Source organism: Streptococcus sp. ELY_86, from assembly GCF_058314495.1.
In genome coordinates this window covers 25,841-51,345 of sequence record NZ_JBZFUK010000003.1, presented here as the reverse complement: position 1 = coordinate 51,345, position 25,505 = coordinate 25,841, and the positions used below count along the sequence as shown (strand labels likewise).

The 25,505-nt window shown below is 38.7% G+C and carries 25 protein-coding genes and 1 tRNA gene; 5 read left to right on the top strand and 21 right to left on the bottom strand.

Going from position 1 to position 25,505, the window contains the following annotated elements:
* Positions 1-38: 38 nt before the first annotated feature.
* The 13 genes from AC4HAN_RS05740 to AC4HAN_RS05680 all read right to left on the bottom strand — a co-directional run bounded on the left by AC4HAN_RS05740 (position 39) and on the right by AC4HAN_RS05680 (position 10,698).
* The gene (locus AC4HAN_RS05740; protein ID WP_491091638.1) at positions 39-710 is read right to left on the bottom strand and encodes a dTMP kinase; all 672 of its coding nucleotides are present in this window, start codon (positions 708-710) and stop codon (positions 39-41) included.
* Between the two features lie 14 nt (positions 711-724).
* Positions 725-1,747, bottom strand: a complete 1,023-nt coding sequence (locus tag AC4HAN_RS05735) for a pyruvate kinase (RefSeq protein ID WP_491091637.1) — start codon at positions 1,745-1,747, stop codon at positions 725-727.
* Positions 1,748-1,788: 41 nt separating this feature from the next.
* The gene (locus tag AC4HAN_RS05730; RefSeq protein WP_491091636.1) at positions 1,789-2,850 is read right to left on the bottom strand and encodes a hypothetical protein; all 1,062 of its coding nucleotides are present in this window, start codon (positions 2,848-2,850) and stop codon (positions 1,789-1,791) included.
* Positions 2,851-2,862: 12 nt separating this feature from the next.
* Positions 2,863-3,648 carry a nucleotidyltransferase domain-containing protein gene (locus AC4HAN_RS05725; RefSeq protein ID WP_491091635.1) on the bottom strand — a complete coding sequence of 262 codons (786 nt, stop codon included), beginning with the start codon at positions 3,646-3,648 and terminating at the stop codon, positions 2,863-2,865.
* 2 nt (positions 3,649-3,650) lie between these two features.
* Positions 3,651-4,199 (bottom strand): CYTH domain-containing protein, encoded by a 549-nt coding sequence (locus tag AC4HAN_RS05720; RefSeq protein ID WP_447462459.1) that lies wholly within the window; start codon positions 4,197-4,199, stop codon positions 3,651-3,653.
* Positions 4,200-4,209: 10 nt separating this feature from the next.
* The gene (locus AC4HAN_RS05715) at positions 4,210-4,461 is read right to left on the bottom strand and encodes a PqqD family protein (protein ID WP_491091634.1); all 252 of its coding nucleotides are present in this window, start codon (positions 4,459-4,461) and stop codon (positions 4,210-4,212) included.
* Between the two features lie 25 nt (positions 4,462-4,486).
* A complete protein-coding gene (locus AC4HAN_RS05710; protein ID WP_447462457.1) occupies positions 4,487-5,299 on the bottom strand; it encodes an ABC transporter permease in 813 nt (270 codons plus the stop codon).
* Positions 5,286-6,269: an ABC transporter ATP-binding protein gene (locus AC4HAN_RS05705; protein ID WP_491091632.1), complete on the bottom strand. Its 984-nt coding sequence runs from the start codon at positions 6,267-6,269 to the stop codon at positions 5,286-5,288. Before AC4HAN_RS05705 ends, AC4HAN_RS05710 begins: the two co-directional genes overlap by 14 nt.
* Positions 6,270-7,076 carry an ABC transporter permease gene (locus tag AC4HAN_RS05700; RefSeq protein WP_491091631.1) on the bottom strand — a complete coding sequence of 269 codons (807 nt, stop codon included), beginning with the start codon at positions 7,074-7,076 and terminating at the stop codon, positions 6,270-6,272.
* A 20-nt stretch (positions 7,077-7,096) separates the two neighbouring features.
* Positions 7,097-7,861: a CPBP family intramembrane glutamic endopeptidase gene (locus AC4HAN_RS05695; RefSeq protein ID WP_491091630.1), complete on the bottom strand. Its 765-nt coding sequence runs from the start codon at positions 7,859-7,861 to the stop codon at positions 7,097-7,099.
* A 229-nt stretch (positions 7,862-8,090) separates the two neighbouring features.
* Positions 8,091-8,483 carry an Rgg family transcriptional regulator gene (locus AC4HAN_RS05690; protein WP_491091629.1) on the bottom strand — a complete coding sequence of 131 codons (393 nt, stop codon included), beginning with the start codon at positions 8,481-8,483 and terminating at the stop codon, positions 8,091-8,093.
* Between the two features lie 7 nt (positions 8,484-8,490).
* A complete protein-coding gene (locus AC4HAN_RS05685; RefSeq protein ID WP_491091628.1) occupies positions 8,491-8,952 on the bottom strand; it encodes a helix-turn-helix domain-containing protein in 462 nt (153 codons plus the stop codon).
* Positions 8,953-9,405: 453 nt separating this feature from the next.
* Positions 9,406-10,698, bottom strand: coding sequence for an adenylosuccinate synthase (locus AC4HAN_RS05680; protein WP_491091627.1), 1,293 nt, complete (start codon positions 10,696-10,698; stop codon positions 9,406-9,408).
* A 322-nt stretch (positions 10,699-11,020) separates the two neighbouring features.
* On the opposite strand from AC4HAN_RS05680, the gene gshAB reads away from it, so the two are divergent.
* Positions 11,021-13,291, top strand: coding sequence for a bifunctional glutamate--cysteine ligase GshA/glutathione synthetase GshB (gshAB, locus tag AC4HAN_RS05675; protein ID WP_491091626.1), 2,271 nt, complete (start codon positions 11,021-11,023; stop codon positions 13,289-13,291).
* Positions 13,292-13,469: 178 nt separating this feature from the next.
* Here gshAB and AC4HAN_RS05670 read toward each other — a convergent pair whose 3' ends face one another.
* A complete protein-coding gene (locus tag AC4HAN_RS05670; protein ID WP_491091625.1) occupies positions 13,470-14,072 on the bottom strand; it encodes a nitroreductase family protein in 603 nt (200 codons plus the stop codon).
* A gap of 155 nt (positions 14,073-14,227) precedes the next feature.
* Here AC4HAN_RS05670 and hslO point away from each other — a divergent pair, with 155 nt between their 5' ends.
* A complete protein-coding gene (hslO, locus tag AC4HAN_RS05665) occupies positions 14,228-15,100 on the top strand; it encodes an Hsp33 family molecular chaperone HslO (protein WP_491091624.1) in 873 nt (290 codons plus the stop codon).
* The gene (gene dusB / locus AC4HAN_RS05660; protein WP_491091623.1) at positions 15,087-16,067 is read left to right on the top strand and encodes a tRNA dihydrouridine synthase DusB; all 981 of its coding nucleotides are present in this window, start codon (positions 15,087-15,089) and stop codon (positions 16,065-16,067) included. The genes hslO and dusB overlap by 14 nt, the downstream gene beginning before the upstream one ends.
* A 73-nt stretch (positions 16,068-16,140) precedes the next feature.
* Here the strand turns inward: dusB and AC4HAN_RS05655 are convergent, their stop codons facing one another.
* The 4 genes from AC4HAN_RS05655 to rpsB all read right to left on the bottom strand — a co-directional run bounded on the left by AC4HAN_RS05655 (position 16,141) and on the right by rpsB (position 21,227).
* On the bottom strand, positions 16,141-18,582 hold the full coding sequence (locus tag AC4HAN_RS05655) for an ATP-dependent Clp protease ATP-binding subunit (protein ID WP_491091622.1): 2,442 nt from the start codon (positions 18,580-18,582) through the stop codon (positions 16,141-16,143).
* Complete coding sequence (locus AC4HAN_RS05650; protein ID WP_491091621.1) at positions 18,579-19,043, bottom strand: CtsR family transcriptional regulator; 465 nt, start codon at positions 19,041-19,043, stop codon at positions 18,579-18,581. The genes AC4HAN_RS05655 and AC4HAN_RS05650 overlap by 4 nt, the downstream gene beginning before the upstream one ends.
* Before the next feature lie 218 nt (positions 19,044-19,261).
* Positions 19,262-20,308, bottom strand: a complete 1,047-nt coding sequence (gene tsf / locus AC4HAN_RS05645; RefSeq protein WP_491091620.1) for a translation elongation factor Ts — start codon at positions 20,306-20,308, stop codon at positions 19,262-19,264.
* Positions 20,309-20,441: 133 nt separating this feature from the next.
* Complete coding sequence (gene rpsB / locus AC4HAN_RS05640) at positions 20,442-21,227, bottom strand: 30S ribosomal protein S2 (RefSeq protein WP_027975156.1); 786 nt, start codon at positions 21,225-21,227, stop codon at positions 20,442-20,444.
* Positions 21,228-21,429: 202 nt separating this feature from the next.
* On the opposite strand from rpsB, the gene AC4HAN_RS05635 reads away from it, so the two are divergent.
* Together AC4HAN_RS05635 and AC4HAN_RS05630 are read left to right on the top strand one after the other, a co-directional pair.
* Positions 21,430-21,500, top strand: a tRNA-Cys gene (locus AC4HAN_RS05635).
* Between the two features lie 414 nt (positions 21,501-21,914).
* Positions 21,915-22,871: a S66 family peptidase gene (locus tag AC4HAN_RS05630; protein WP_491091619.1), complete on the top strand. Its 957-nt coding sequence runs from the start codon at positions 21,915-21,917 to the stop codon at positions 22,869-22,871.
* Positions 22,872-23,128: 257 nt separating this feature from the next.
* Here the strand turns inward: AC4HAN_RS05630 and AC4HAN_RS05625 are convergent, their stop codons facing one another.
* Genes AC4HAN_RS05625 through AC4HAN_RS05615 form a run of 3 tightly spaced genes read right to left on the bottom strand, consistent with a single transcriptional unit; the run spans position 23,129 to position 25,412 of the window.
* The gene (locus tag AC4HAN_RS05625; RefSeq protein WP_491091618.1) at positions 23,129-23,428 is read right to left on the bottom strand and encodes a rhodanese-like domain-containing protein; all 300 of its coding nucleotides are present in this window, start codon (positions 23,426-23,428) and stop codon (positions 23,129-23,131) included.
* Positions 23,421-25,073 (bottom strand): FAD-dependent oxidoreductase, encoded by a 1,653-nt coding sequence (locus AC4HAN_RS05620; RefSeq protein WP_491091617.1) that lies wholly within the window; start codon positions 25,071-25,073, stop codon positions 23,421-23,423. The genes AC4HAN_RS05625 and AC4HAN_RS05620 overlap by 8 nt, the downstream gene beginning before the upstream one ends.
* A 15-nt stretch (positions 25,074-25,088) precedes the next feature.
* Entirely contained in the window at positions 25,089-25,412 is a 324-nt protein-coding gene (locus tag AC4HAN_RS05615; RefSeq protein ID WP_491091616.1) for a rhodanese-like domain-containing protein, read from the bottom strand.
* Positions 25,413-25,505: the final 93 nt, after the last annotated feature.

Genomic DNA, 25,505 nt, shown 5'->3' with positions numbered 1-25,505 from the left:
ACAGAGAGGCTCTCTGTCTTTATTGTATTGTCTTTAGTTCAAAATTTAGTCAATATATTTGCTGTTACACTATTAACACAATCTTCAAGTTGTTCATTCAAGAAAACATCCCATCCTTTTTGATCAGATAAACTATCTAAAATACGTTTTACTCTTGTTTGATAATCAATAAATTTATCTGCTTTATCAGTTAATAATTTTTTGTTAGCGTCCATCTCACCGAATTCAGTTGGTAAAAATTCTGTTCTTCGGGATAGAATTGTCGAAAAATCTGCATTCAGATAATATACTAAATCTGGTTCAGGAACATTGAAGAATATATCATTCAAAACATTTTGATTATACTTCTCTTTAATAACAAAGCGTGAATAAAGCTTATAATACCAACCGTCAGTAATTACAAGATTCCCTTTACTCAATTCTTTTTTTATAGCATAATCGTACAAAGTTGAAAACCATGTAAGATTAAGATATAACCAATGATTATCACCTAAATCAAATAGCCTCTCCTCAGGATTGTAATCCCACAATACAGTTTTTATAGTCTTCATATGACTTCTAACATAATCCGATTCATATATATTAATATCCTTTTTATTAATATATATCACACTCATTCCTTGTTTTTTTAATTTATCGGCTACCTTTTTTGAAATAGTTGTCTTACCGACTCCATCAATTCCTTCAAATGTGATTAATTTCCCCTCCACGTAGTTACCTCCTATTAAAAAACAATTTGATTAATAACTTTAACCTTTGTAGTCAGCTCTCTCTTAATTTTTTCCATAATTCTATCAGGGCTTTCCTCACCTTTTGTAAGTAAATTTATCTCTTTGGAACAAGGAAGAACGATTTTATCACACCCTAAAGATTTTATTAAAAATAAATCAAATATTTCTGAACGATATGGCACCAATCTATTACCACTGCATGCTAAAATATCCGTGCAGAAAATGATTTCTTTCTTACCCATACACTCATTTACTATTTTTTTTATTGAACTCAAATAGTCTGATATTGTAACGTCAAGTACTAAATCTCCTCGCGCAATTAAAATTTCATCACTTTCCCTCACAATATTCCGAATATCTTCTATTGCTAATTTTGTTTCTATTTTAGGAATAATGCTTCCACTAATTTTCTGTGCCATGTCTCTAACTTCACTTGAATTTTCTATAAAGGAAAAAATATATTTCATATTAGGATAGTTAATTTGTCGAATAATATTTTCAAAATCTTTTCCGATTTCAATGTATCCACATTGTATTGACTTTCCAATGTATCCTTCAAATGAATTAATCGCTTCTACTTTAAGGTAATTATTATTCTTTTCACGAACTAAAAATCCACCTTCTCCATCTGAATAATATGTCAATTCTCCTTCTTCGGAACTAAAAATTGTGTTTTCATCAAGTAAGATACAATTGGGCTCTGTGTTATATATTCCTTTTGAAACTGTAATAGTATAGATTTCTCCTTTCTGAATTTCAAATTTAAATCCTGTATCATCACAAAAAGTTGTTTTTCTTATTCTTGCTTTACCTTTTGGATAAGGAAAATCTAAATAAATTTCTAAATTAGAATTATTCAAAATAGGATAAAGTTTTTTTATTTTTTTACTTATTTCATCTTGTGGTAATTTTGAAAGATTAATGCGCACACCATCAATGCCTAGACTTTTCAGCTCATATAGTAATCTCCCCAATCCCTCAGTATCTAGAATATGATTTATAGTTTGAATTATCATCCTTGAACTCCTCATTACCTTTTTATAGTTCCTCAGGCACTCTATAATTTTTGATATAGAATTGATTGAATTTCTTCCAGTAAATTTTTTCTCTTTACCCGGATATCTTCCCTTCGCTCATTTGACAAATTTTCCTCATGTCTTAATTCCAAATTATCTGAAATAATATGTAAAAAAGAAAATTGAATGTTTAGTTTATTTGCAGCTCTCGCCATATGACCTATTTCAGGATCTACAAAGTCGTAGTTCCCCTCTCTATTAATAAATTCTAACCAATTTTCCGTTTCCTGCAAAACAGATGGTAGCGTTACATGAACTCCTTCAAATATATATGGACTATCATCACTAGAAAAAATATTATCCCATTTAATTGTACCAATATTTGGGATAATGCTTATATTTCCTGTTGCAATACTTTCATTAGGAATAAAAACACCCTTCAAACCACCTAATTTCCCAACATAGATAACAGTATCTACACCCATACTAGCTAATTCTGAAACTAAGTATCCTGAAATATCACCCCAATAGGTATGTTCACATCCTAATAGTAAGGTAGATTTACCACTCCTTGTATCAAATTTTTTCCATTTAAATACCCCCTCTCCTTCCCAATCATAATTCAAATTTCCAATTGGATCTACATAACCTAAAATAACCGTTTTAACTTTTGGTAATTCTTTAAGATTTGATTCTTCTAATGTTTTAAAACATTCTTCACTTTTAGGAAGTCGGTAGTTTATATTAACGTTTTTATTTATTATCTCAAAGTATGATTTCAGAATACAAAAATAGTGAAATACATAATCAATTCCTGGATAACAGTGAACAATGTACTTCCCATCTTCCATAGTTACTGTAGGTCGCATATAGTTAAATAGTTTATCATTTTTTTCGACACTAGAAATCACAGCATCTCTACTGAAATCTGGAATAACTATTATTTCATTACTCTCTGCTATATTTTTAAATAAATGATGAACTTTTAATTCAAGATATTGTTTTAAATATTTTCCCATCGAATGATTTTTTACCATTAAGCTAGAATAATTTAAATTTTCTTTATATTTCTCAGATACAGTTAATATTTGTATTTTTTTCATAAATTCTCCTTATTAAAAAACTGTTGAATTAAGCATATCTTGAATTAATGAGAGCATGTTTTGGAGAACTGACTTCAAATTCTGCTTATTCACAGTAGAATAAATTTGAAGATTCATATACCTTTCGAGTAACTCTTGATTACCATATCCTCCATTATTAATATAAATCTTTGAAATCCATTTACTTTTTAGATTAGGCTTCCCATTTTTTGCATTTAATAACGAAGCGCATTCCCACAATGCTCGTCTTGCACAATCAAGTGCTAAAATGTACTCACCAACTTCAAACATCTTTAAGCTATCATCACAATATGATCTCGCTTCTAGAGAAATTCTATTTGTAATCAATTCAAGAAAATGGGATGTTTTAATTAAATAAAGTAACCTTTCACTTACTTTATTTTGATTAGTAAAAAATCCATGATAAATTCTCAAAAGTAATTTTAATTCCTCATAGCTACATGCTAGACCATTTGTAATTGTGAGTCGTTCTATTAAATCTTCAATTACGTTAATGGACCAATATTCAATATCAAGTTCAATATCCCCTACTCTGACCACCTCAACACCCAAGCAGTCCCCATATCTTCTCATTCCTTGATTATTAAAATTTTGATTATCCTCTAAAAAAACGTATATATCAATGTCAGAATTTTTATTACCAAGTCCTTCTAAAAATGATGTATACAATAAAATTCCAGAATTTTCAGTCATCTGAGATAGTTTATCAACAATTACTTTTAAACTTAAGTTTTTATCCGATAAGACTTTGTTAATAACTTTTTCTTTTACAATCATAACTATTCTTCCTCCTTATACTTTGATAAAAAGCGCTCGTATTTCCCAACTTTATTAGTAGGGTGATTAAAGTTAAATAACTTTAAAAAATCCGCTACAGTCTTTCTATCTTGAAACTCCAATTCAAGCTCAAAATCTACATTATCATAATAAAAATTTTTATCTAAACAAATTTTTATATCCTTATAATGTGCTATATACCTCTCAGTTTTTAATTTTCCTACTAATCCAATAATTGGGGGTAAATCTAAATATTTCACCTGAGCTCCTAATGTGTGTAAATTTATCTTATTAGGAATCTCTTTCAAAGGTAAATCAAAATGCTGTTCCAAACTTTCAATATAGGATCCAACTTTTTCTTTATTTTTTATCTGTAATTGTAAGTCTTCTTTCTTCCTAATTCGAACAGTCATATTGTGTTTAAAATATTCCAAATTTTCTGTATCAAAATAATAATTTTCTTGAACAACGAACTTCCTCGGATTTATTTTTTGTTTTAATGATAAAAATTCATCTTCGGTGATTAAATATTTATACTCTTTTTCAATCATTTTTGCTCTCCTAATCTTTGAAAATAAAGTTTTTATTTAGAAGAACTGAAACATAGTTTTTTACATCCTCTAACACCATCTCCTTATTTACCTCATATTTTTTAGCTAAAATAAATGCAATATCTTCCAATGTATTCTTACCATTACATAAATCAAAAATTCTAGCCCCAACTTCATTAACTTCATAAACATTAATAGTATCAGTAATAATAAATTTTCCATCAATCTTTGCTAAATAAACTTTCAAATTTCTTGAATACATATAACTAATCCTCTCTATTCTTTAACTAGTAAATAAATAATTTTCCAGTTACTTTATTTCTCCTATAAGCTTCATTAGAAATAATAGTAGTAATAATCACTAAGCATAATAAAATTATTATGAACCCTATCCAAATATCCAACGATACATGTTCTTTAAAAAATATTCCTCTAACCATATATAAGCAGTAAGTTGATGGAAAAACAAATGATACAGTTCTCCAGATTACTGGAAACGCACTTACTGGAATACTCGTTCCAGATAAAATTCGCATGGGCTCATCACAAATTGTAAACAAGTAATTTGAATCTCTAGAAGTTAAAAATAGTGAATTTATAAAAGCACCCCAAATAGTTGATGAAATAATAATCACTATTAATGATAGTAAACAAGAAAAGATTAACTCAACTGAAATTGATCCAACTATAACAAATAAAATAGTAATAAAAGATAGAAACATTCCAATATTCGTTAAAATCCCTCCTAAAGCTCGTCCAAGCAAAAAATTAGTTAAAGAGGTAGGAGTTATAAAAACTGCTTCTAAAGTTCCATTCTGCCGTTCAAACGTTAATAAAAAAGCACTTTGAACCATTGACCAAAAACAGTTATATACCAATGTACCCGTTATAAGAAATGTCAACAAGTCTGTTTGATTTTCTATTCCAAATTTTCTAAGGAAAGATAAATCAAAGGAATTATAAGTGTAAAAAGTCTGAAAAAAAATTATAATTGGCCAGACTATTAAAGACATAATATTACTTAGCGAATTTTGATAGTTTTTTCGTTGCTTTATAATTTCTGCTTTCAACATTATAAATTTTTCTTTAATATTTATCATGCCAAATCTCCATTAATGAATCTTCTAGTGATGGTTCAACTATACTTATGGATTCAATAGAAATACTATTATAATTACTGCATGCAGAGATAAATTCTTGGATAATATTTTTCCTTGATTTTAGAGTAAATGATTCATCATTATTCCAAACACATTTAACAGGAATTTCTAATTTATTAACTACGTTCTCCACATCTTTTTTGTCCTTTTTGCCAAATTCAACTTTTACAAGTTTTTCTGGACTGACACTTTTAACTATTTCGTATGGAGAACCCTCTCTTAAAATTTTTCCATTATCTAATAAGTAAATATAATCACATAATTCCTCTATCTCTTTTAAATAATGTGTTGTTAAAAGAATCCCTTTATTTAATTCTTTAGCGAGTTTTAAAATATAATGCCGTAATTCTTTTGCAATTATAATATCTAGTCCTAAAGTAGGTTCATCTAATAGAATATAATCTGGATTATTTATCAAACCTTTAGCAATCTGGAGCCTTTGCTTCATTCCTTTGGAATACTTTTCAACAGGAATATCTGACGAGTCCTCTAATTTAACAAGTCTTAAACACTCGTCGATTCGATTACTCAGTTCTTTTTTATCAATCCCATAAAGACTTCCAAAGTAGTCTAAATTCTCTCTTCCTGTCAATCTCCAATATAAATTTCGCTCTCCTCCAGAGATAACATTAATTCTTTTCTTTGTGAGTTTTTCATCGTTATTAATATTAATACCATCCATTAGTATTTCTCCATCACTAGGAGTTAGTAATGTTGATAGCATTCTAATAGTAGTTGTTTTCCCAGCACCATTTATACCAAGTAATCCAACTATTTTTCCCTTAGGAATTTGTATATCAATTCCCTTGATAACATCCTTTTTTTGCTTATCATTTCTAAAAAGTCTTTTGAAAAAGTTTTTTTCACTATTTTCATAATAGCTTTTATACACTTGTCTCATTTCTAACATTTATGAAAAAACCTCCTCAATTAGTTTTTTTTCTAATTTTTCAAACCATATATATCCTAGGTAAAAAATAGCCAGTCCTTCTATAATTGCTAAAATACTTGAAAATACTGTAGATTTACCCATATTTCCAGTTAATACATCTCGTAAAACATTAAGCGCATGAGTTAACGGTATTAAGTTACTAAAAAATTGTAGTTGCTTTGGAAGATAAGTAACTGGAAATGATACTCCTGATAAAAAACTTAATATAATAAAAAGTGTATTTTGACTTATAAATGTATCCCTTGTATACACCATAATATTGGAAAGAATCAGGGCCATTGAAAAACTTACCATTGCAATAAAAAACACTGGTAAAAACATACCGATAACATTTTCAAAATTATATTTAACTCCTAAAAATACCGAAAAAACAATTACTAAAAAAAACTCTATAAATGATCGTCCGAGCTGTTCTACAAAAGTTCCTAAAAAGTATCCTAACCTTGAGGCCGGAGATATGAGAAACGAATCAATAGTCCCTTCGCGAATTTCTGAAATAAGGCTTCGACCAACATTCATTAATGTTGCAATAGAAACTGCATAAGCTCCGTACCCTAATGAAACAAATAGTAAATAATTCATTCCCGAAGCTCCATCAGTAAATTCATTTTCTGTTTTCCCATTGAAAACAAAATAATATAGTAGTACTGGTGTTAATAAAGCCAAAATCGAACTTAAAACACGTTGAAGAATAAATGAGATAGGATATGCCCGTAACATTGAAACACGATTCTTCTTATATACAGATTTAATTATATTTAACATTTCTATAGCTCCTTATTTTACTAATAATCATCAAAGAATGCTCCATCATTTTCATAATGTAATTGCTGATATTTTAATCTTTTCAAAATCAGCCATATTTCCGGAAAATTGTATGCTATATGTAGTATCAAAGAATAGAATAGTGAATTTGTTACCAAAAAAATATTTCCAGAAAGCATACTCAAAATAAACTGAGATATATAATTTTTATAAGTAAACATTGACGCTGCCCATCTATTTAAATAGTGTGCACCAACAAATAAAAAACTAGAAAATACTAAAAATACAATTTTTAAATAATAGCTATAATCCTCCAACTCACTAAGAATAAAGAATCGAAAATACATCTCCTCTGTAAAAATACTATATACCATCCCTAAAATCGTTAAAAATACTTCTTTTTTTGAAATACTTAATTTTATAAAAGGGCTTGATGATTTCATCCTATAATCTTTGTGATGTAGTAGAAGCAAAACTACTGTTAAAAAAAGTAAATAAATTAAAAAAATTTCAAAATGTTTCAACTTTCCTATGGCAAAAGAAATAGTTTTTAGCTTAAACAAGAAAATTGGAAGTATCATTGGTAACCCAAAGAGAATTTCCTGTAACTTGTAAGAATAATTTATCTTCTGTCTTAAGAATGGTAAAAAAGTAATAGCTATAATCAGTACAAAATATGAAAATAGTATTCTTAAAAGATATTGAGTAGAATTAAGTATACCAACAATATTCAATAAGAGTAGTAATGTAAGAACTACTAGTGATACCTTTTGTTTTTTCAACATTTTATTAACCTCAAAATTACAAAAATATGGAACAAAAGCGCTTTTGTTCCATATTTCGTCCCGAAAAAAATTGAATGATATCTTAAGCTACAACTCTAGCAATAATCTTAGTATCTTCAATTTTTTCAATTGTTGGTTTTTGATACATAACATTTCCTCCATAAAAAATAAGACTGAGGTCGTCACCTCGGTCTTATTTTATAACTATTGTTGTATTACTTGTTATTTTTTACATATTCACAAAATCACTAATTGAACTAAGTAATTTTTCTGCAGCTCCTAAACAATCTAGTTTTTTTAACATTTCAATATATTCTAACATTAACTCCATTGAAGCTTCATCACCTCTTTTAAACGAATAGTAGGCCTTATTAAAACGATGTACGATTCTCTCAAACACATCTGCTTCTGATAATTGTAGAGAGTCTATACTATTCATAAATTTTAGTGCTTGAGCTAAATAATCATTTTCAATACAAATAGTAACTACATTTAAAAGCATTTGATAAATCTTTCTACGGTTTTCTAACAATTCATCATAAAATTGTACTCGACTAAGCATTTCTGACGATAAAGTTATCAATGTATTAATAGTAAAGACACTCGCACCATTAATAAACAACCACAGCTCATAACGTCCCCACTGTTCGACTGAAAAAAGATAATCCACCAAAAAAATTTAAATCTTTTTTAGAAACTTTTCTACTTTGATCACAGGTGTAGATAATTATTTTCACTATTATGCTATTCAAATAAAGAGATTTTTTATCAGGATATTTTACTTTTTCTATCTCTAAATCATTTAAAAATTTATCTAATTTTAAATAATCATTGTTCAAATATGCCTCAAACAACTCTTTATTAAACCTAATATCATCTGTTAACGTATAGTCATTATAAATAGACTGAAATTCATCTAATAACACATTTATATTATCTAAACATTGAAAAAAAGAATCAATAGATATACTACTCTGTCCTCGTTCAAACCTTGATAATTGTGCCATAGATATAACATCTTGTGAGGCCTCTCTTAAAGAAAGATTTTTTGACTCTCGTAATATTTTAAAAATTTTTCCAAATTCTTTCAAACTATAACCTCTCTTTTACAAATACACAAAAAATAAGACCTAAGTTTATTCATATGCTAAAGTATTCTTAATTATGAAAGAAGGAGTTGTCACTATGAAAAAGTTTATCAAGTTCACTACTATTATGCTTCTCATGTTTGTTACAATCTAAAATAATAAGCTCAGGGTCTTTCTGAAACCTGGGCTTATTATATCATTTTATTTTATTATCTTCATTTTTCTGGACTAGAAATTTTTACCACTTCTCATCAAATCTATCCAATTACGGATTTTCCATTAATAAATTAAATACAATTATTTGTTTTTTTGTAAGTCTGCTGTGTTTCTTTTTTGAAGAATAAAAAGCACCGAAATGCATGGTTCATAAAAGGTGGATGGTCTTTCCAGCTTTTATGAAGCTCATACAAAATCAATGCTTTTTCACATTTATAACATGATATTTAACAATTAATATTAAATATTAGCCCAGACACTGTCTAAGATATTGGTCTGATCGCGGTCCGGTCCCACAGAGAAAGTCGAGATACGGACTCCGACAAGTTCACTGACGCGGCGGACATAGTTGCGGGCATTTTCCGGCAGGTCTTCCAGACTGCGAACACCTGTAATGTCTTCTGACCAACCCGGCAGCTCCTCATAGATAGGCTTACAGCGCTTGAGCTGTTCAAGACTGGCCGGATAGTGGTCAATCCGCTGACCGTCCAGATCATAAGCGACACAGATCTTAACTGTTTCAAGCCCTGAGAGAACATCAATACAGTTGAGACTGAGGTTGGTAATGCCTGAGACCCGGCGGCTGTGGCGCATAACAACTGAGTCAAACCAGCCTACCCGGCGCGGACGCCCTGTCGTTGTGCCGTATTCATGGCCGATTTCACGGATACGCTCGCCAACTTCATCAAAGAGTTCGGTAGGAAACGGTCCGTCACCAACGCGGCTGGTATAAGCCTTGCAGACACCGACAACCTTGTTGATTTTACTTGGACCAACACCCGAGCCGATGGTTACACCGCCAGCAACCGGATTAGAAGAGGTCACGAAAGGATAGGTTCCCTGGTCGATATCCAGCATGACCCCTTGCGCCCCCTCAAACAGAACACGCTTGCCCTTATCCAAAGCATCATTCAAGATAACGGAAGTATCCGTCACATATTGTTTGATTTCCTGACCGTAGGCATAATATTCTTCAAAGATCTCTTCAAAAGCGATTTCTTCACATTCATACATCCTGCTAAAGAGACGGTTTTTCTCTTCTAAATTAGTACGCAGGCGCTCTGCAAAAATATCTTTATCCAGCAAATCAGCAATCCGAATGCCCACACGCGCTGCTTTGTCCATATAAGCCGGCCCGATGCCCTTGTTAGTTGTTCCAATTTTATTGTCGCCCTTGGCAGCTTCCTGCAGCTGATCAAGTTTAATATGATAAGGCAGGATGATATGTGCGCGGTCAGAAATACGCAGGCTGTCTGTCGTAATGCCTTCTTCGTGCAAATAAGTCAGCTCCTTAACCAAAGATTTAGGATTGACTACTACACCGTTGCCGATAACTGAAATTTTTTCCGGAAAGAAAATTCCTGACGGAATCAGGTGCAGTTTAAATTTCTTACCGTCGATAACAATCGTATGACCGGCATTGTCGCCGCCTTGATAGCGTGCAATTACTTCGGCATCGGCTGACAGAAAATCCGTGATTTTCCCCTTGCCTTCATCTCCCCACTGGGTTCCAACTACTACTACTGATGTCATATGCTGATACGAACTCTAACAAAGAGAGTCCTCATCCTTTCTTAAAAACTATAACCCCTAAAAAGCAGATTGCCTAAGCTCCGGCACTCCTCAGACATACTGAAAGCCAAAATAAAAGCAGAAACCAATGAAAATTTCTGCCAAAAGCAGGGTCTCAAACTTATTTAAGCAGCTATAACATGGCAGGAATTTCACCTGCAGGTTTGCCTTACAATTTATTATAAGAAATTTCTGACTGTTTTTCAATATTTCGTATCAGAATCATGCGTTTTTCCGAACATTCTTGTAAACTAGTACTAGAATATCTTTTAGGAGAAAGAATATGTCAACCATTGATCAGATTTTACAGCAAAGTCCGCAGAACCTCCCCGTCTTACAAGCTACTTTTGGACTGGAAAGAGAGAGCCTGCGTATTGATCAAAAGACGCAGCGCTTAGCACAGACCCCCCATCCTCACAAACTCGGTTCCCGCAGCCATCATCCGTACATTCAGACAGACTACAGCGAGCCTCAGTTAGAATTAATCACCCCCGTTGCTAAATCAAGCAAGGAAGTGCTGCGCTTTTTAGGAGCTATCACCGATGTCGCCCAGCGCAGCATAGATAATGATCAGTATCTATGGCCCTTATCCATGCCGCCGCAGCTTAGAGCAGATGAGATTGAAATTGCTCGGCTGGAAGACCCGTTTGAGGTCGCTTACCGGCAGCACCTGGCTGAAAAATACGGCAAGATCCTCCAATCTATGTCAGGCATTCATTACAATATTGAACTGGGGGCTGACCTCTTTAAAGCATTGTTTGAGCGCAGCGGCTATCAGTCTCTGATCGCCTTTAAAAACGATCTCTATTTAAAACTGGCACAAAATTTCCTGACCTATCGCTGGTTTTTGACTTATCTCTATGGCGCCAGCCCCTTGGCCGAACAAGGCTTCTTTGAAGAAGAATTAACCGCCCCTGTTCGTTCGCTCAGAAACAGTCATTTAGGCTATGTCAATACCTCAGATGTCAAGGTTCCTTTTGATCGGCTGGAAAATTACGTCTCAAGCATTGAACGTTATGTTGACACAGGCGCCTTATCTGCCGAGAAAGAATTTTACTCAGCTGTTCGCCTGCGCGGCAGCAAGTACAGCCGAGACTATCTCACCAAGGGCATTACTTACTTAGAATTCCGCTGCTTTGATCTGGATCCGTTTGATAACCGCGGGATTACACAGGAAACCATTGACAGCGTCCATCTCTTTACCCTGGCTATGCTTTGGCTCGACGCTCCTCAGGAAGTCAATCAGACAGTGGAGAAGGCTGCAGAACTTAACGAAAAAATCGCGCTCAGCCATCCTTTGGACAAACTGCCGCAAGAAGCTCCTTACCAAAATATCCTGACAGCTATGGAAGAACTTATTGAGCACTTCGGGCTGCCGGCTTATTATGAACAGCTTTTGACCGACATCAAGGAGCAAGTCAATAATCCCGAACTGACTGTCGGCGGCCGCCTTTTAGAACACATTGACAAGCTGTCCTTGGAAACATTCGGTCAGAAAAAAGGAAAGGAGTATCATGACTATGCTTGGGAGGCTTACTATGCGCTCAAAGGCTATGAAACCATGGAACTTTCCACACAAATGCTGCTTTTTGATGCTATCCAAAAAGGCATTCATTTTGATATCTTAGATGAGAGCGATCAGTTTCTCAAGCTCTGGCACGGTAGTCATACGGAATACGTCAAAAACGGCAACATGACCTCTAAAGATAATTATGTTGTTCCCTTAGCCATGGCTAACAAAGTCGTGACCAAAAAAATCCTAAGAGAGCACGGCTATCCGGTTCCTGCCGGAGCAGAATTTGACAGCAAAGATGAAGCTCTGCGCTATTATCAGCAAATTGAAAAGCAGGCAATCGTTGTCAAGCCCAAATCAACTAATTTCGGTCTGGGTATTTCCATTTTTGAAGCGCCGGCCAGCTTGACTGATTATGAAAAAGCTCTGGATATTGCCTTTCTTGAAGACTCTTCTGTTCTTGTTGAAGAATTTGTCGCCGGAACTGAATACCGCTTTTTTGTCCTTGACGGCAAATGCGAAGCTGTTCTGCTGCGGGTTGCCGCTAATGTAGTCGGTGACGGCCGACATACGATTCGGCAGCTGGTTGAGCAAAAAAATAAAAACCCGCTGCGGGGCCGAAATCACCGCTCACCGCTTGAAATCATCGAACTTGGAGATATTGAGCAGCTCATGCTGCAGCAGCAAGGCTACACACCGGAAAGTGTCTTACCAGCCGGGGTTAAGGTTAACCTGAGAGGTAACTCAAACATTTCAACAGGCGGCGATTCTATTGATATCACAGAAACTATGGACACCAGCTACAAGCAGCTGGCTGCTGACATGGCTAAAGCCATGGGGGCTTGGGCCTGCGGTGTTGATTTGATTATTCCGGATGCTGCTTTAAAAGCAAGCAAGGACAATCCGCATTGTACCTGCATTGAGCTCAATTTCAATCCTTCCATGTACATGCACACTTACTGTCAGGAAGGACCGGGGCAAATTATTACCGGAAAAATACTGGCTAAGCTGTTCCCTGAAGTTCCTATTCATTTCGACTAAAAATAAGAAGACAGCAAAAACGAGACCGACAAAAGTTCGGCCTCGTTTCATATATAGCAGTATTTAGCTCACGCTGTGGTCAAAGACAAGAAATGAAACTTGTAAAACAAGTGCCATCACTTACCTTCAGGCTCAGGTTCAGAAAGGAACCATGGTTGATTTCCGAGCAGCTTTCGATTTAGGCTCCGAAAACTTTGAAGCGGTCTTCGTCGGCTGCAAATTCTTTATCGCCTGCCGGAGCTTCAATAGAACCAAACGGTGCCTGAGCACGCAGTTTCCAATTAGCCGGCAGACCATACTTTTCAGCAACCTGAGCATCAACCAGAGGATTGTAGTGCTGAACACTCATGCCAATATTTTGCTCTGCCAAAGCCATCCAAGCTGCATAAAGGGCAATGCCGTGCGCTTGTTCAGACCATGGCTGGAAGTTATCGGCATAAAGCGGGAAGTTTTCTTCCAGATTTTTAACGATATCTTGATCTTCAAAGAAGAGAATGGTTCCGACACCGGCCGCAAAGCTTTCTAATTTAGCCTTTGTTCCTTCGAAAGCTTCAGCTGGCGTTACCTTTTCTAATTCACTGTAAGCAATCTTATTCCAGAAATTCTCAGATTCTTCACCAAACAGAATGACTGCTCGGCTAGTTTGGGAGTTAAAGGCTGAAGGTGCTTGTTTGATGGCATTTTTAATCAAGTCAGCCAGTTCAGCTTCTGATAAAGCAACATTTTTACCCAAGGCATAAATGCTGCGGCGTTGTTTTTGTAAATCTAAAAAATTTGACATATGATAATTGCCTCCATTTGTATTTGTAAGGCTATTATACATTTATTACTAATTAGTATCAATTAATTTGCTTATTCTTTTATAAAAGTACTGACAGCGTGTTTTACAGAGTTCCCATTCTGCCACTTCCCTCAATTTATGTTAAAATAAAAGGTATGGATAAACTTATTAAATCAATTTCACAATCAGGGGCTTTCCGTGCTTATGTGCTCGACAGCACTGAGACAGTTCGGACGGCGCAGGAAAAACATCAGACTCTTTCAAGCTCGACAGTTGCCTTGGGCCGTACACTGATTGCCAATCAAATTTTGGCAGCCAATCAAAAAGGAGACAGCAAGGTAACCGTCAAAGTCATTGGCGACTCTTCTTTTGGCCACGTCATCTCAGTAGCTGATACCATGGGCAATGTCAAGGGCTATATTCAAAATAAAGGGGTTGACATCAAAAAAACCGCAACTGGTGAAATAGTTGTCGGTCCTTTCATGGGAAATGGGCAGTTCGTCGTTATCACAGACTACGGTATCGGCAATCCCTATACCTCATCTACACCCTTGGTTTCCGGAGAAATCGGCGAAGATTTAGCCTACTATCTGACAGAAAGTGAACAGACACCTTCAGCAGTAGGGTTAAATGTGCTTTTGGATGACCAAGACAAGGTCAAAGTAGCCGGCGGTTTCATGCTGCAGGCTATGCCCGGCGCTTCTGATGAAGAAATCAGCCGCTACGAAAAACGCATTCAAGAGATGCCTGCCATTTCAAGCCTCTTAGAATCTGATAAACCGATTGAGGCTCTGCTTTTGGCACTTTACGGCGAAGACGGCTACAAGGTGCTCTCTGAAGAAGAAATCCGCTTTGCCTGCGACTGCTCGCGCAAGCGTTTTGAAGAGGCTCTTAAAACCCTGCCTGTTCACGATCTTCAAGAAATGAAAGAGCAAGATCAGGGAGCAGAAATTGTCTGCCAATTCTGCGGAAAAACGTACAACTTTACTGAAAATGATTTAGAGGAGATGATTCATGACCAAGCTTAACAGCTCATTTATGATTGACAACGTTGAAATCCCCCATCGCACTGTCTTAGCACCGATGGCCGGTGTCACAAATTCTGCTTTCCGCACGATTGCTAAGGAATTCGGAGCAGGACTTGTGGTGATGGAAATGGTCTCTGACAAGGGAATTCAGTACAACAATGAAAAAACACTGCACATGCTTCATATTGATGAGGAAGAGCACCCTGTTTCCATTCAGCTCTTTGGCAGCGACGGTGACAGCTTAGCGCGCGCAGCCGAATTCATTCAAGCTAACACTCAGGCTGACCTTGTTGACATTAACATGGGCTGTCCGGTCAATAAAATCGTTAAAAATGAAGCAGGAGCCATGTGGCTCAAGGATCCTGACAAGATCTATTCCGTTGTCTCAACGGTTAAGTCTGTCCTTGATATTCCCCTGACCGTCAAAATGCGGACAGGCTGGTCGGAGCCTTCCTTAGCCGTTGAAAATGCCTTAGCAGCTGAATCTGCAGGTGTTGCTGCCTTAGCCATGCACGGACGCACGCGCGAACAAATGTATACCGGCAAATGCGACCATGAAACACTGGCTAAAGTAGCCAAAGCTCTCACCAAGATTCCTTTCATTGCTAATGGAGATATTCGCTCTGTCGAAGATGCTAAATTTATGATTGAAGAAGTAGGTGCCGATGCTGTTATGGTAGGACGCGCTGCCAGAAGCAATCCGTATATCTTTACTCAGATAAACCATTATTTTGAAACCGGAGAAGTCTTAGACAACCTGCCTTTCAGCAAAATGCTGGACATTGCCCAAGACCATCTGAAACGCTTAGTCGATCTTAAAGGAGAAACCATTGCCGTCAGAGAATTCCGCGGCTTGGCACCGCACTATCTTCGCGGGACATCCGGTGCCGCTAAAATCAGATCTGCTGTATCCCGGGCAGAGACTCTTACTGAGGTGAAAAATATTTTCGCTCAGGTTCATTCTTGACACTGTAAGCTTTGCACTAAGTATAATATAAAATAAGGAGACTGGAATTTTCTTCCGGTCTCCTTTTCATAGATTAGACAATATCAAATTTAAGCTTATCTTTTTGAACACCGATTTTCAGCGTCTGACCGCCGGCCAGCTCTCCGGAAAGAACAAGCTCTGCCAGTTTATCTTCGACTTCGGTCTGAAGACTTCTGCGAAGCGGCCGCGCTCCCATTTCCGCATCATAGCCGATCTGCGCCAAATGTTTAAGCGCTGAGCTCTGGAATTTAAGGGTAATGCCTTGCTCGGCCAGATGAGAAATCAGCGGCTGCACCATAATTTTGACAACATCACGCATGTTTTCCTCAGTAAGATTATGGAAAACAACCTTTTCATCAATACGATTGATGAATTCAGGACGGTAAGCTTTTTTGAGTTCTTCTAAAATACGGCTTTCCATAGCCTGATAATCATGAGAAAAATCCTTAGCTCCAAAGCCGACAGTCTTATCATCCCGCAGGGCTGTTGCTCCAAGATTTGAGGTCATAATAATAATCGTATTTGAAAAATCAACTTTCCGCCCGCGGCTGTCAGTCAGAACTCCGTCATCCAGTACCTGCAAAAGGACATTAAAAATATCCGGATGAGCCTTTTCAACTTCGTCAAAAAGCAGCACAGAATAAGGTTTGTTGCGAACTTTTTCAGTCAGCTCTCCCCCTTCTTCATAGCCGACATAGCCCGGAGGAGCTCCGTTGAGGCGTGAGGCCGCAAATTTTTCCATGTACTCACTCATATCAAAACGAATGAGGGCTGACTCGTCATCAAAGAGAACTTCTGCCAAAGCTTTGGCCAGTTCTGTCTTTCCGACACCTGTAGGCCCCAGAAACATAAAGGATCCGATCGGACGCTTGCCGATTCGAATGCCCGACTGATTTCGGCGAATAGCACGGCTCACTGCAGAAATGGCCGTATCTTGACCGATCACCCGCTTATGCAGTTCCTTTTCTAAATTGAGATACTTTTTACTGTCTGCCTGAGTCATCTTGCTTACCGGAATTCCGGAAAGTTTGCTCAGGGTTTCTAAAATCGCATCTTCGCTGACTGCCACTCGTTTTTTAAGCAGAGGTTTTTCTTCTCTTTTCAAAAGGCGGCGGGCAGCAGCTATATCTTTATCAATAATGGCTTGATCCAAGTCCGTCAAAAAGGCAGGAGCCTCTTTTTTCACCGATCCCTGCACTGTAGCACTGGCCTCATCTAAGAGATCAATAGCTGAGTCGGGCAAATTCTTGCCGGTCAGGTAACGGTGCGCTGCTCTAACTGCCGTTTTGACAGCTCCATCAGAAATCGTCACATGGTGATAGTCTTCATAATTTTTCTTTAAGCCAAGCAAAATTTGGTAAGCCTCTTCTTCACTTGGCTCTTCAATAGTTACCTTGGCAAAGCGGCGGGACAGAGCAGAGTCCTTTTCGATATGCTTTTGATATTCTTCTTGGGTTGTTGCTCCAATTGTCCTAAGCGTGCCGCGCGCTAGAGCCGGTTTGAGAATATTGGCCGCATCAAGCGTACTGTCAATTCCGCTGCCGGAGCCCATAATGGTATGCAGCTCATCAATAAAGAGGATAATGTGACCGTCCGCCTCGATATCTGCAATAATCTGATTCATGCGCTCTTCAAAGTCCCCGCGAAAACGTGTTCCCGCTACAACACTCATCATATCCAGCTCTAAGACTTTCATATCTGCCAATTCAAAAGGCACTGCGCTGTCCACGATACGCTGAGCAAGACCGTAAGCCAGTGCTGTTTTACCAACTCCGGCATCACCGACTAAAACCGGATTGTTTTTTGTCTTACGGCTTAAAATCTGGATCATGCGCGAGATTTCCTTTTCCCGGCCGATAACAGGCTCTAAACGTCCTTTGCGGGCCAGATCGGTCAGATCCCGTGTGAAATCTGCCAGTTCACCTGTCATGCTGGGCGGTTTCATTAAATCTGAAAACTGACCGTTCGTCTTGTTTTTCTTAGGCTTGCGCATTTCAAAAATGGCTTTGATATCCTCTTTTGAAAAACCTGCATAGCGTTCAACAGCCTTGCGTAAATCAAGCAGACGGACAGATTCGCCATCGTCTTTGATTTGAAAGCCGACCAATTCTAAAATCCGCGTTGCCAGCAGATTGGGATTGAGCAGCATGGCAAATAAAACATGCTCTGTTCCCACTTCTTTGGCATGAGTTGCCTGACTGATAGCATAAGCCTCTGTCAAGGTTCGGCTCAGGGCATTGGATTGCTCCAGCAGCGTTATATCACCGCTTGGTTTTTTCGGTCTTCGTCCAACCGCCAAAACAGCTGCCGCCTGGTAATCTTCAAACTGGACATCGTCCCCAAATTCAGCAAAACTCAAGCCGGCTACTGAGCTGTCAATTTCAACCATAGCAAGGAGGACATGCCAGCTTTCAAGATAGGCACTTTCAAAGCGGGCAGCTTCAAACTGAGCCAGTCGGAAGACTTCCTGCATTTTCAATGAATAATCGGTCATAGATGGTATCCTTTTCTGTCTAAACGTTGTAGTATTTTACGAAGCATACGGGCTCGGATTTTAGGGCTGTCTGCACCCAGAACGTCATCTCCGGCAGCCGACAGGATAATATTTCCCTCACGCTCACTGATAATTTTTTCATCAAAGAGGAGCTGGATAATATCGGTGAAAACCTGCTCACTGATCTGCTCGCCAATATTTGCTTCCAGATTATTAAGCATCTGATGCTGGTCTGAAAAACGAATTTTCGCAATGCGGATATAACCGCCGCCGCCTCGTTTGCTTTCGACAAGGTAGCCGCGGCTCTCGGTAAAACGTGTTTTAATCACATAGTTGATCTGACTGGGAACAACACTGAAACTGTCCGCTAAAGCACTTCTCTTAATTTCTGCAAAACCAGACTGAGCCAGTATTTTTTTGATATATTCTTCAATACTGTCAGACGTATTTTTTGATGTCATGATCTCGACTCCTTCCCAGTCACTTTGACTATAACTGACCTTATTATACCGAAAAATACTACATTTGGAAAGCAAGAGCCTTGAAAGTTCTAAATCTCTGATAAGGGCGCCTTTTAAGCAGCTTTGAGTGCAGTTAAAACTGCGCCCGCAACAGGATGACATTATAAAATCGGAATCCCATAGGGATCCCGATGTTTATTTCTGTTTCAAATTAACAGTTAGTCTTGATTATTCAAGGCAGCAGCCATTGTTGCAGCAACTTCGTTTTCAAAGTCATTGGCAGCTCTTTCGATACCTTCACCAACTTCAAAACGGACAAAGCTGATTGCTTTAGCGTTTACTGATTCAAGGTAAGCTTCAACAGTCTTGCTGTCATCCATGATGTAAACTTGGGACAGCAAGGTGTATTGTTGGTCAACCTTAGTGTTGTCAAGCATGAAGCGGCCCATTTTACCTGGAATAATCTTATCCCAAATTTTTTCTGGTTTCCCTTCAGCCTTAAGCTCAGCCTTGATATCTTCTTCGGCCTGAGCAATAACCTCATCGGTTAATTGCAGTTTTGAACCGTACTTAAGAAGTGGCAGCGCTGGTTTATCGACCATGGCACGGCTTTCGTTGTCTTGTTCGATCTTATGGTTCATTTGAGCCAATTCGTCATGGATAAATTCTTCGCTCAATTCTTGATAAGAAAGGACAGTCGGATTCATTGCCGCTACGTGCATAGCTACTTGTTTAGCAAGGGCTTCGTCTGCACCTTCAAGCACTGTTACAACACCGATTTTACCGCCATTATGCTGGTAAGCTCCAAAGACTTGGTCATCTGCTTTTTCAACAAGGGCAAAGCGGCGGAAAGAAATTTTTTCACCGATTGTTGCTGTCGCATTAACATAGGCAGCTTCCAATGTTTCACCTGAAGCCAAAGTCACTTTAAGAGCTTCGTCATTGTTGGCAGGTTTTTGTTCAGCAATAGCTTTTGCAGACTCATTAACTAATTCAACAAATTGAGCATTCTTTGCAACAAAGTCAGTTTCTGCATTGACTTCAACAATAGCTGCCACGTTGCCGTTAACATAAATGCCTGTCAAGCCTTCGGCAGCAACACGGTCAGCTTTTTTCGCTGCCTTAGCGATTCCTTTTTCGCGCAAAAGCTCAACCGCTTTGTCCATGTCTCCTTCAACTTCAACCAATGCTTTTTTGGCATCCATAACACCGGCACCGGTTTTTTCACGCAATTCTTTAACAAGAGCTGCAGTAATATTTGCCATGATTATTCCTCCAATTTTAATTATTAAAAGGGGAGGGCCAGGCCCCGCCCCTTAGGTTACATACGTTATTATGATGAACAAAGACCGGGCAAATAAGACTCTCTCGCTTATTTGACACAGCCATATCTGTTACTTAGTCTTCGTTTGAACCTTCAACAACTTCAACGATTTCTTCGATTGAATCAGCTTGTGTGTCGTCAGCAGCAAGTTCTGCTTCAACCGCTTCAACACTGTCTTCACCTTGACGGCCTTCAATCACAGCATCAGCCAGTTTACTTGTAATCAGTTTAACCGCGCGGATAGCGTCATCATTTGCCGGGATAATAACATCAATGTCATCCGGATCAGCGTTGGTATCAACCATTGCTACAACAGGAATACCAAGTTTCTTAGCTTCTTTAACAGCAATTTGTTCTTTATGCGGGTCAACGATGTAGATAACATCTGGAATGCGAGGCATATCTTCGATACCGCCCAAGAATTTTTCAAGACGTGCACGCTGTTTGTTCAACAGGGCAACTTCTTTCTTAGGAAGAACTTCAAAAGTTCCGTCAGCTTCCATTTGTTTGATTTCTTTAAGACGTGCAATACGTTTTTGGATAGTATCCCAGTTTGTCAATGTACCACCCAACCAACGGTGGTTGATGTAGTATTGACCAGCACGTTCTGCTTCTTCTTTAATAGCTTCTGAAGCTTGTTTTTTAGTACCGACAAACAAGATCACCGCATCGTTAGCTGCTGCATCACGAACAAAGTCGTAAGCTTGATCAGCCAATTTTACAGTTTGCTGAAGGTCGATAACGTGGATACCGTTACGTTCTGTAAAGATGTACTTAGCCATCTTAGGATTCCAGCGACGAGTTTGGTGACCAAAGTGAACACCAGCCTCAAGAAGTTGTTTCATTGAAATTACTGCCATGAGTATTTCTCCTTTGTTGTTTTTTCGCCTCTCTTAGAGTTCAGCTCGCAGCCCCACCACAAGGGCAACAGGGTCACAATCCGTCTAAGATGAGTATTATCGCCTAACTAGCGACCTTACTATCATAACAAAATAAACCAAAATTTGCAAGTGATTTTCACTTGACCTGACTGATTTTTTAAGGTAAAATAATGAATGTTACGGCGGTATAGCCAAGTGGTAAGGCACGGCTCTGCAAAAGCTTGATCGTCGGTTCAAATCCGTCTACCGCCTTAAAAAATACAAGTAAAACTGAGAGTTATCGTCTCGGTTTTTGTTTTGTCCAGAAAATTTCCCCCGTTCTGCTCAATGCTCTAAGGCCTGCCTGACAAACTGGTTTTAATATAACTAAACTTCAAATTCTCAAAAAACGTATCCCCAAATGGCCAACAAGATGATAAAATAGAAATAGACAAAACTGTTAATAGCTGAGATGAGTTTTTGCCTGCCGGGCAGCTTTTTTAGTCCTTGCCCCTAAGCAGGATTTCCAAAGATTTCTGACAAGGCCTTGATTCATCTGTCGCTGCTGCAAAAAATCGGATCAAGGAGCACTTGCGATGCTATCTTTGGCGATTTCATTAGCGATAGGGCAGTCAAAGGCCCTCAACAGTTTATCCTATACCGTCATTTGTCCAGGAAGGAAGATTTATGAAAAAACTAACCTATGGTGATCACATCAGAGTCCTCAGCCCCTCAAGCTCTATTGAGCTTTTAGGGGGCTTCAACGCTAATTTGTCCGCTAAAAGGACCTTGGAAAAATTGGGCTTTACCGTCTCCTTTTCCAATAATTATATGGAAAGCGACCTGCTCCATTCAAGCTCGATTGCCAGCCGCGTGGCTGACTTGCACGACGCCTTTCGCGAAGACCATGTTAATGCGATTTTGGCTACCATCGGAGGCTTTAATGCCAACGAACTGCTTCCTTATCTGGATTATGATCTGATAAAGCATCATCCTAAGATCATCTGCGGTTATTCTGATACCACAGCTCTTTTGAATGCCATCTATGCTAAAACCGGTATGGAAACCTACATGGGGCCTTCTTATTCAAGTTTTAAGATGAATGAAGGTCAAGACTACCAAAGCAGAATGTGGCTCAATGCTGTCACCAGACGTTCTTACAGCCTTGTTCCCAGCAGGGAATGGTCCGACGATGCTTGGTATGATCCCAGCCAGCCGCGCCATTTTAAGCCGACCGAGTGGAAAATTTACAATGACGGCAAGGCTCAGGGAACCATCATCGGCGGGAATCTGTCAACTTTCGGGCTCTTACGCGGAACAGAATTTGCACCTAAACCAGAAAACTATGTTCTTTTTTTAGAGGGAGCTCAAGAAGAGCATTATACCGAAATCGCCCGCAATCTGGCTGCTCTTTTGCAGGTCTACCCTGACCCGCAGGCAGTTGTCTTTGGACGTTTTCCTAAGGAAGCTCAAATGACTGAAGATATCTGGCGCTTTATTCTGGATAAACATCCGGTTTTAAAAAGGATTCCTGTTATGTATGACCTTGATTTTGCTCATACACAGCCGCTGTTTACCTTTACCATCGGTGCTCAGGTAACCATTGATACTGTCCGCAGGCAGCTGTCCGTGATGACTGAGTAGCTGCACAGTCTGGAATTTCTCCATGCTACCAAAACAAAATCTTCATCCGCAAATATCCCCAGATATACTTGCATAGCAGCTGATTTGCCGCCTGTCACTACTGCCGCTGTTTTAAGACACAAAAAACCCTTTTTCTGTTCACTTATAAAACAGAAAAAGGGTTTTGTTATGGTTCCAAATTTTAATTATTCCAAACAAGTCTCGTCATCATGGCTTGTTCCTAAGCTATTTCCGGACCTTTTGAAAAGTGTTCATCTTTATTGCTCTAAGCTGCCTGTCCAAGCAGCTGTTCCACCGCTGATGTTAGTAACATCATACCCCTTGCTGTCCAGAAAAGCACAGGCCTGTGCAGAACGGCCGCCCATTTGACAAATGATATGATAGGGCTTATCTGCTGCCAACTCTTGATAACGGCTGGCTAATTCACTCAAGGGCAGATTAACAGCACCCGGCACATGCCCTGCTGCAAACTCATCTGTCTCGCGCACATCAACCAGATTAAAAGCTTTTGCTTCTAATTCCTTTTCAATTTCTTTAATATCAACAACTTTAGTCATGAATAATCTCCTGTGGTCTAACCGTATTGTACAGTGAATAAGCTCCGTCCAGATTTTGTACTTTGAAACCATTTTGTTTCAAAATCCGCTCTGCAATGTAAGAACGCAGGCCGCTGTGACAGCTTACAATATAATCCCTATCTTTATCCAGCTCACCTAGACGTTCCCGCAGCTCATCAAGCGGAATCGTTACGGCATTAGGAAAACGTCCGTTGGCAATTTCAGAAGCTGTCCGAACATCAAGCAGAACTTTCCCTGCTGCCAATTCATCCTTGAGTTCATGCCATTGAACGCTGTCGCTCGTCCCTTCAGCCAAATTACTTGCCGCATAGCCAATCATATTGACCGGATCCTTGGCAGAACCAAATGGCGGAGCATAGGTGAACTCCAACTCGGGCAGATCAAAAACAGTCAATCCGGCCTTTATACCTGTTGACAAAATATCAATCCGCTTGTCAACTCCCTTTTGTCCGACAGCCTGTGCCCCATAAATAGCACCCGTTTTGGGATTGAAAACCAATTTTAGGGTAATAGATGTTGCTCCGGGGTAATAGCCTGCATGATCATTGCCGGTTGTATGGACAACTGCCACATCCTCAAAATGCTGGCGGGCCATTCGTTCACTCAAGCCGGCAGAAGCTGCTGCCAGACCAAAGACTCGGACAATCGCAGTGCCGATACTTCCCTTATTTTGACGCGGCAAACCAGCGATACTGTCTGCCACTTGCCGGCCCTGACGATTGGCCGGACTGGCTAAGGAAATCAAGGCATCTTCTCCTGTAATCTGCTGTTTCACAAGAATCGCATCACCGACGGCATAGATATCCGGCTGATTGGTTTGGTAATGCTCATCTACCAAGATACCTCCGCGCAGGCCTAAAGCAATCCCTGCTGACTTAGCCAAATCATTTTCGGGCTGTACACCGACAGAAAGAATGGTCACATCAGACTGCAGTTCTGTACCATCTTCTAAGACAATGACCTGACCCTTATCAGAAAAAGCCTGTGCGGATTGATTGGTATAAACAGCAACGCCTTTTTTAAGCAGTTCATCTTCCACAAAAGCGGCCATTTCTTCGTCCAATGGCGGCAAAACATGCGGTGCTTTTTCAACGATAGTTACTTTTAAGCCCTTTTTAGCCAGACTTTCGGCCATTTCAAGACCGATAAAACCAGCCCCGATGACGGTTGCTTTACGGGCATCTAGGCCATCAAGATGTGCCATAATTTTATCCAAATCAGGAATATTGCGGAGTACAAAGACATTTTCTGCCTCATCTAAACCTGCCATCGGCGGAACAAACGGTTTTGCCCCGGGGGACAAAATCAATTTGTCATAGCTTTCAGTATATTCCCGACCGTTTGACACAGCAACCACTTCTTTTTTAACCGGATCGATCGAGAGAACTTCTGTCTCAGGACGCACATCCAGTTCAAAACGCGCCTTTAATTGTTCCGGTGTCTGCACTAGCAAATTGGAACGCTCTGCTATTTCCCCGGAAACGTGAAAAGGCAGACCGCAGTTAGCAAAGGAGACATAAGGTCCCTTATCAAAAACGATGATTTCTGCATCTTCCATCAAGCGGCGTAAACGAGTTGCCGCTGACATTCCGCCGGCTACACCACCAACAATAACGATTTTCATAGGTTTAGCCTCCATTTATATAATTTTTCCTTTATAAGACATCATGCCGCCTTTGACATTGACGACATCATAGCCTTCTTTGCTTAACAGACTTGCTGCCCGCTTGCTCCGCATGCCGGATTGACAAATGACATAAATCGGATCAGCTTTCTTTCCTTTATAGGTATGAATATCTTGCAGCGGGAAATTCCGCGCTTCCTTGATATGCCCGCCCCGGTATTCTTTAGGTGTTCGAACATCCAATAAGGTAATTTTCTTTTTAGCTAAAATACTCTCTAATTCAGCAGTTGTAATACTTTTCCCCCAAGAGGGCAACAGTTTTTTGAACAATTCAAGCATGATTTCTCCTTTTTATCTATATACCCCGCAGGGTATGATTAGATAGTAACACAACCCCAAAATACTTGTCAACTATTTCACTTCTTGTTTTCA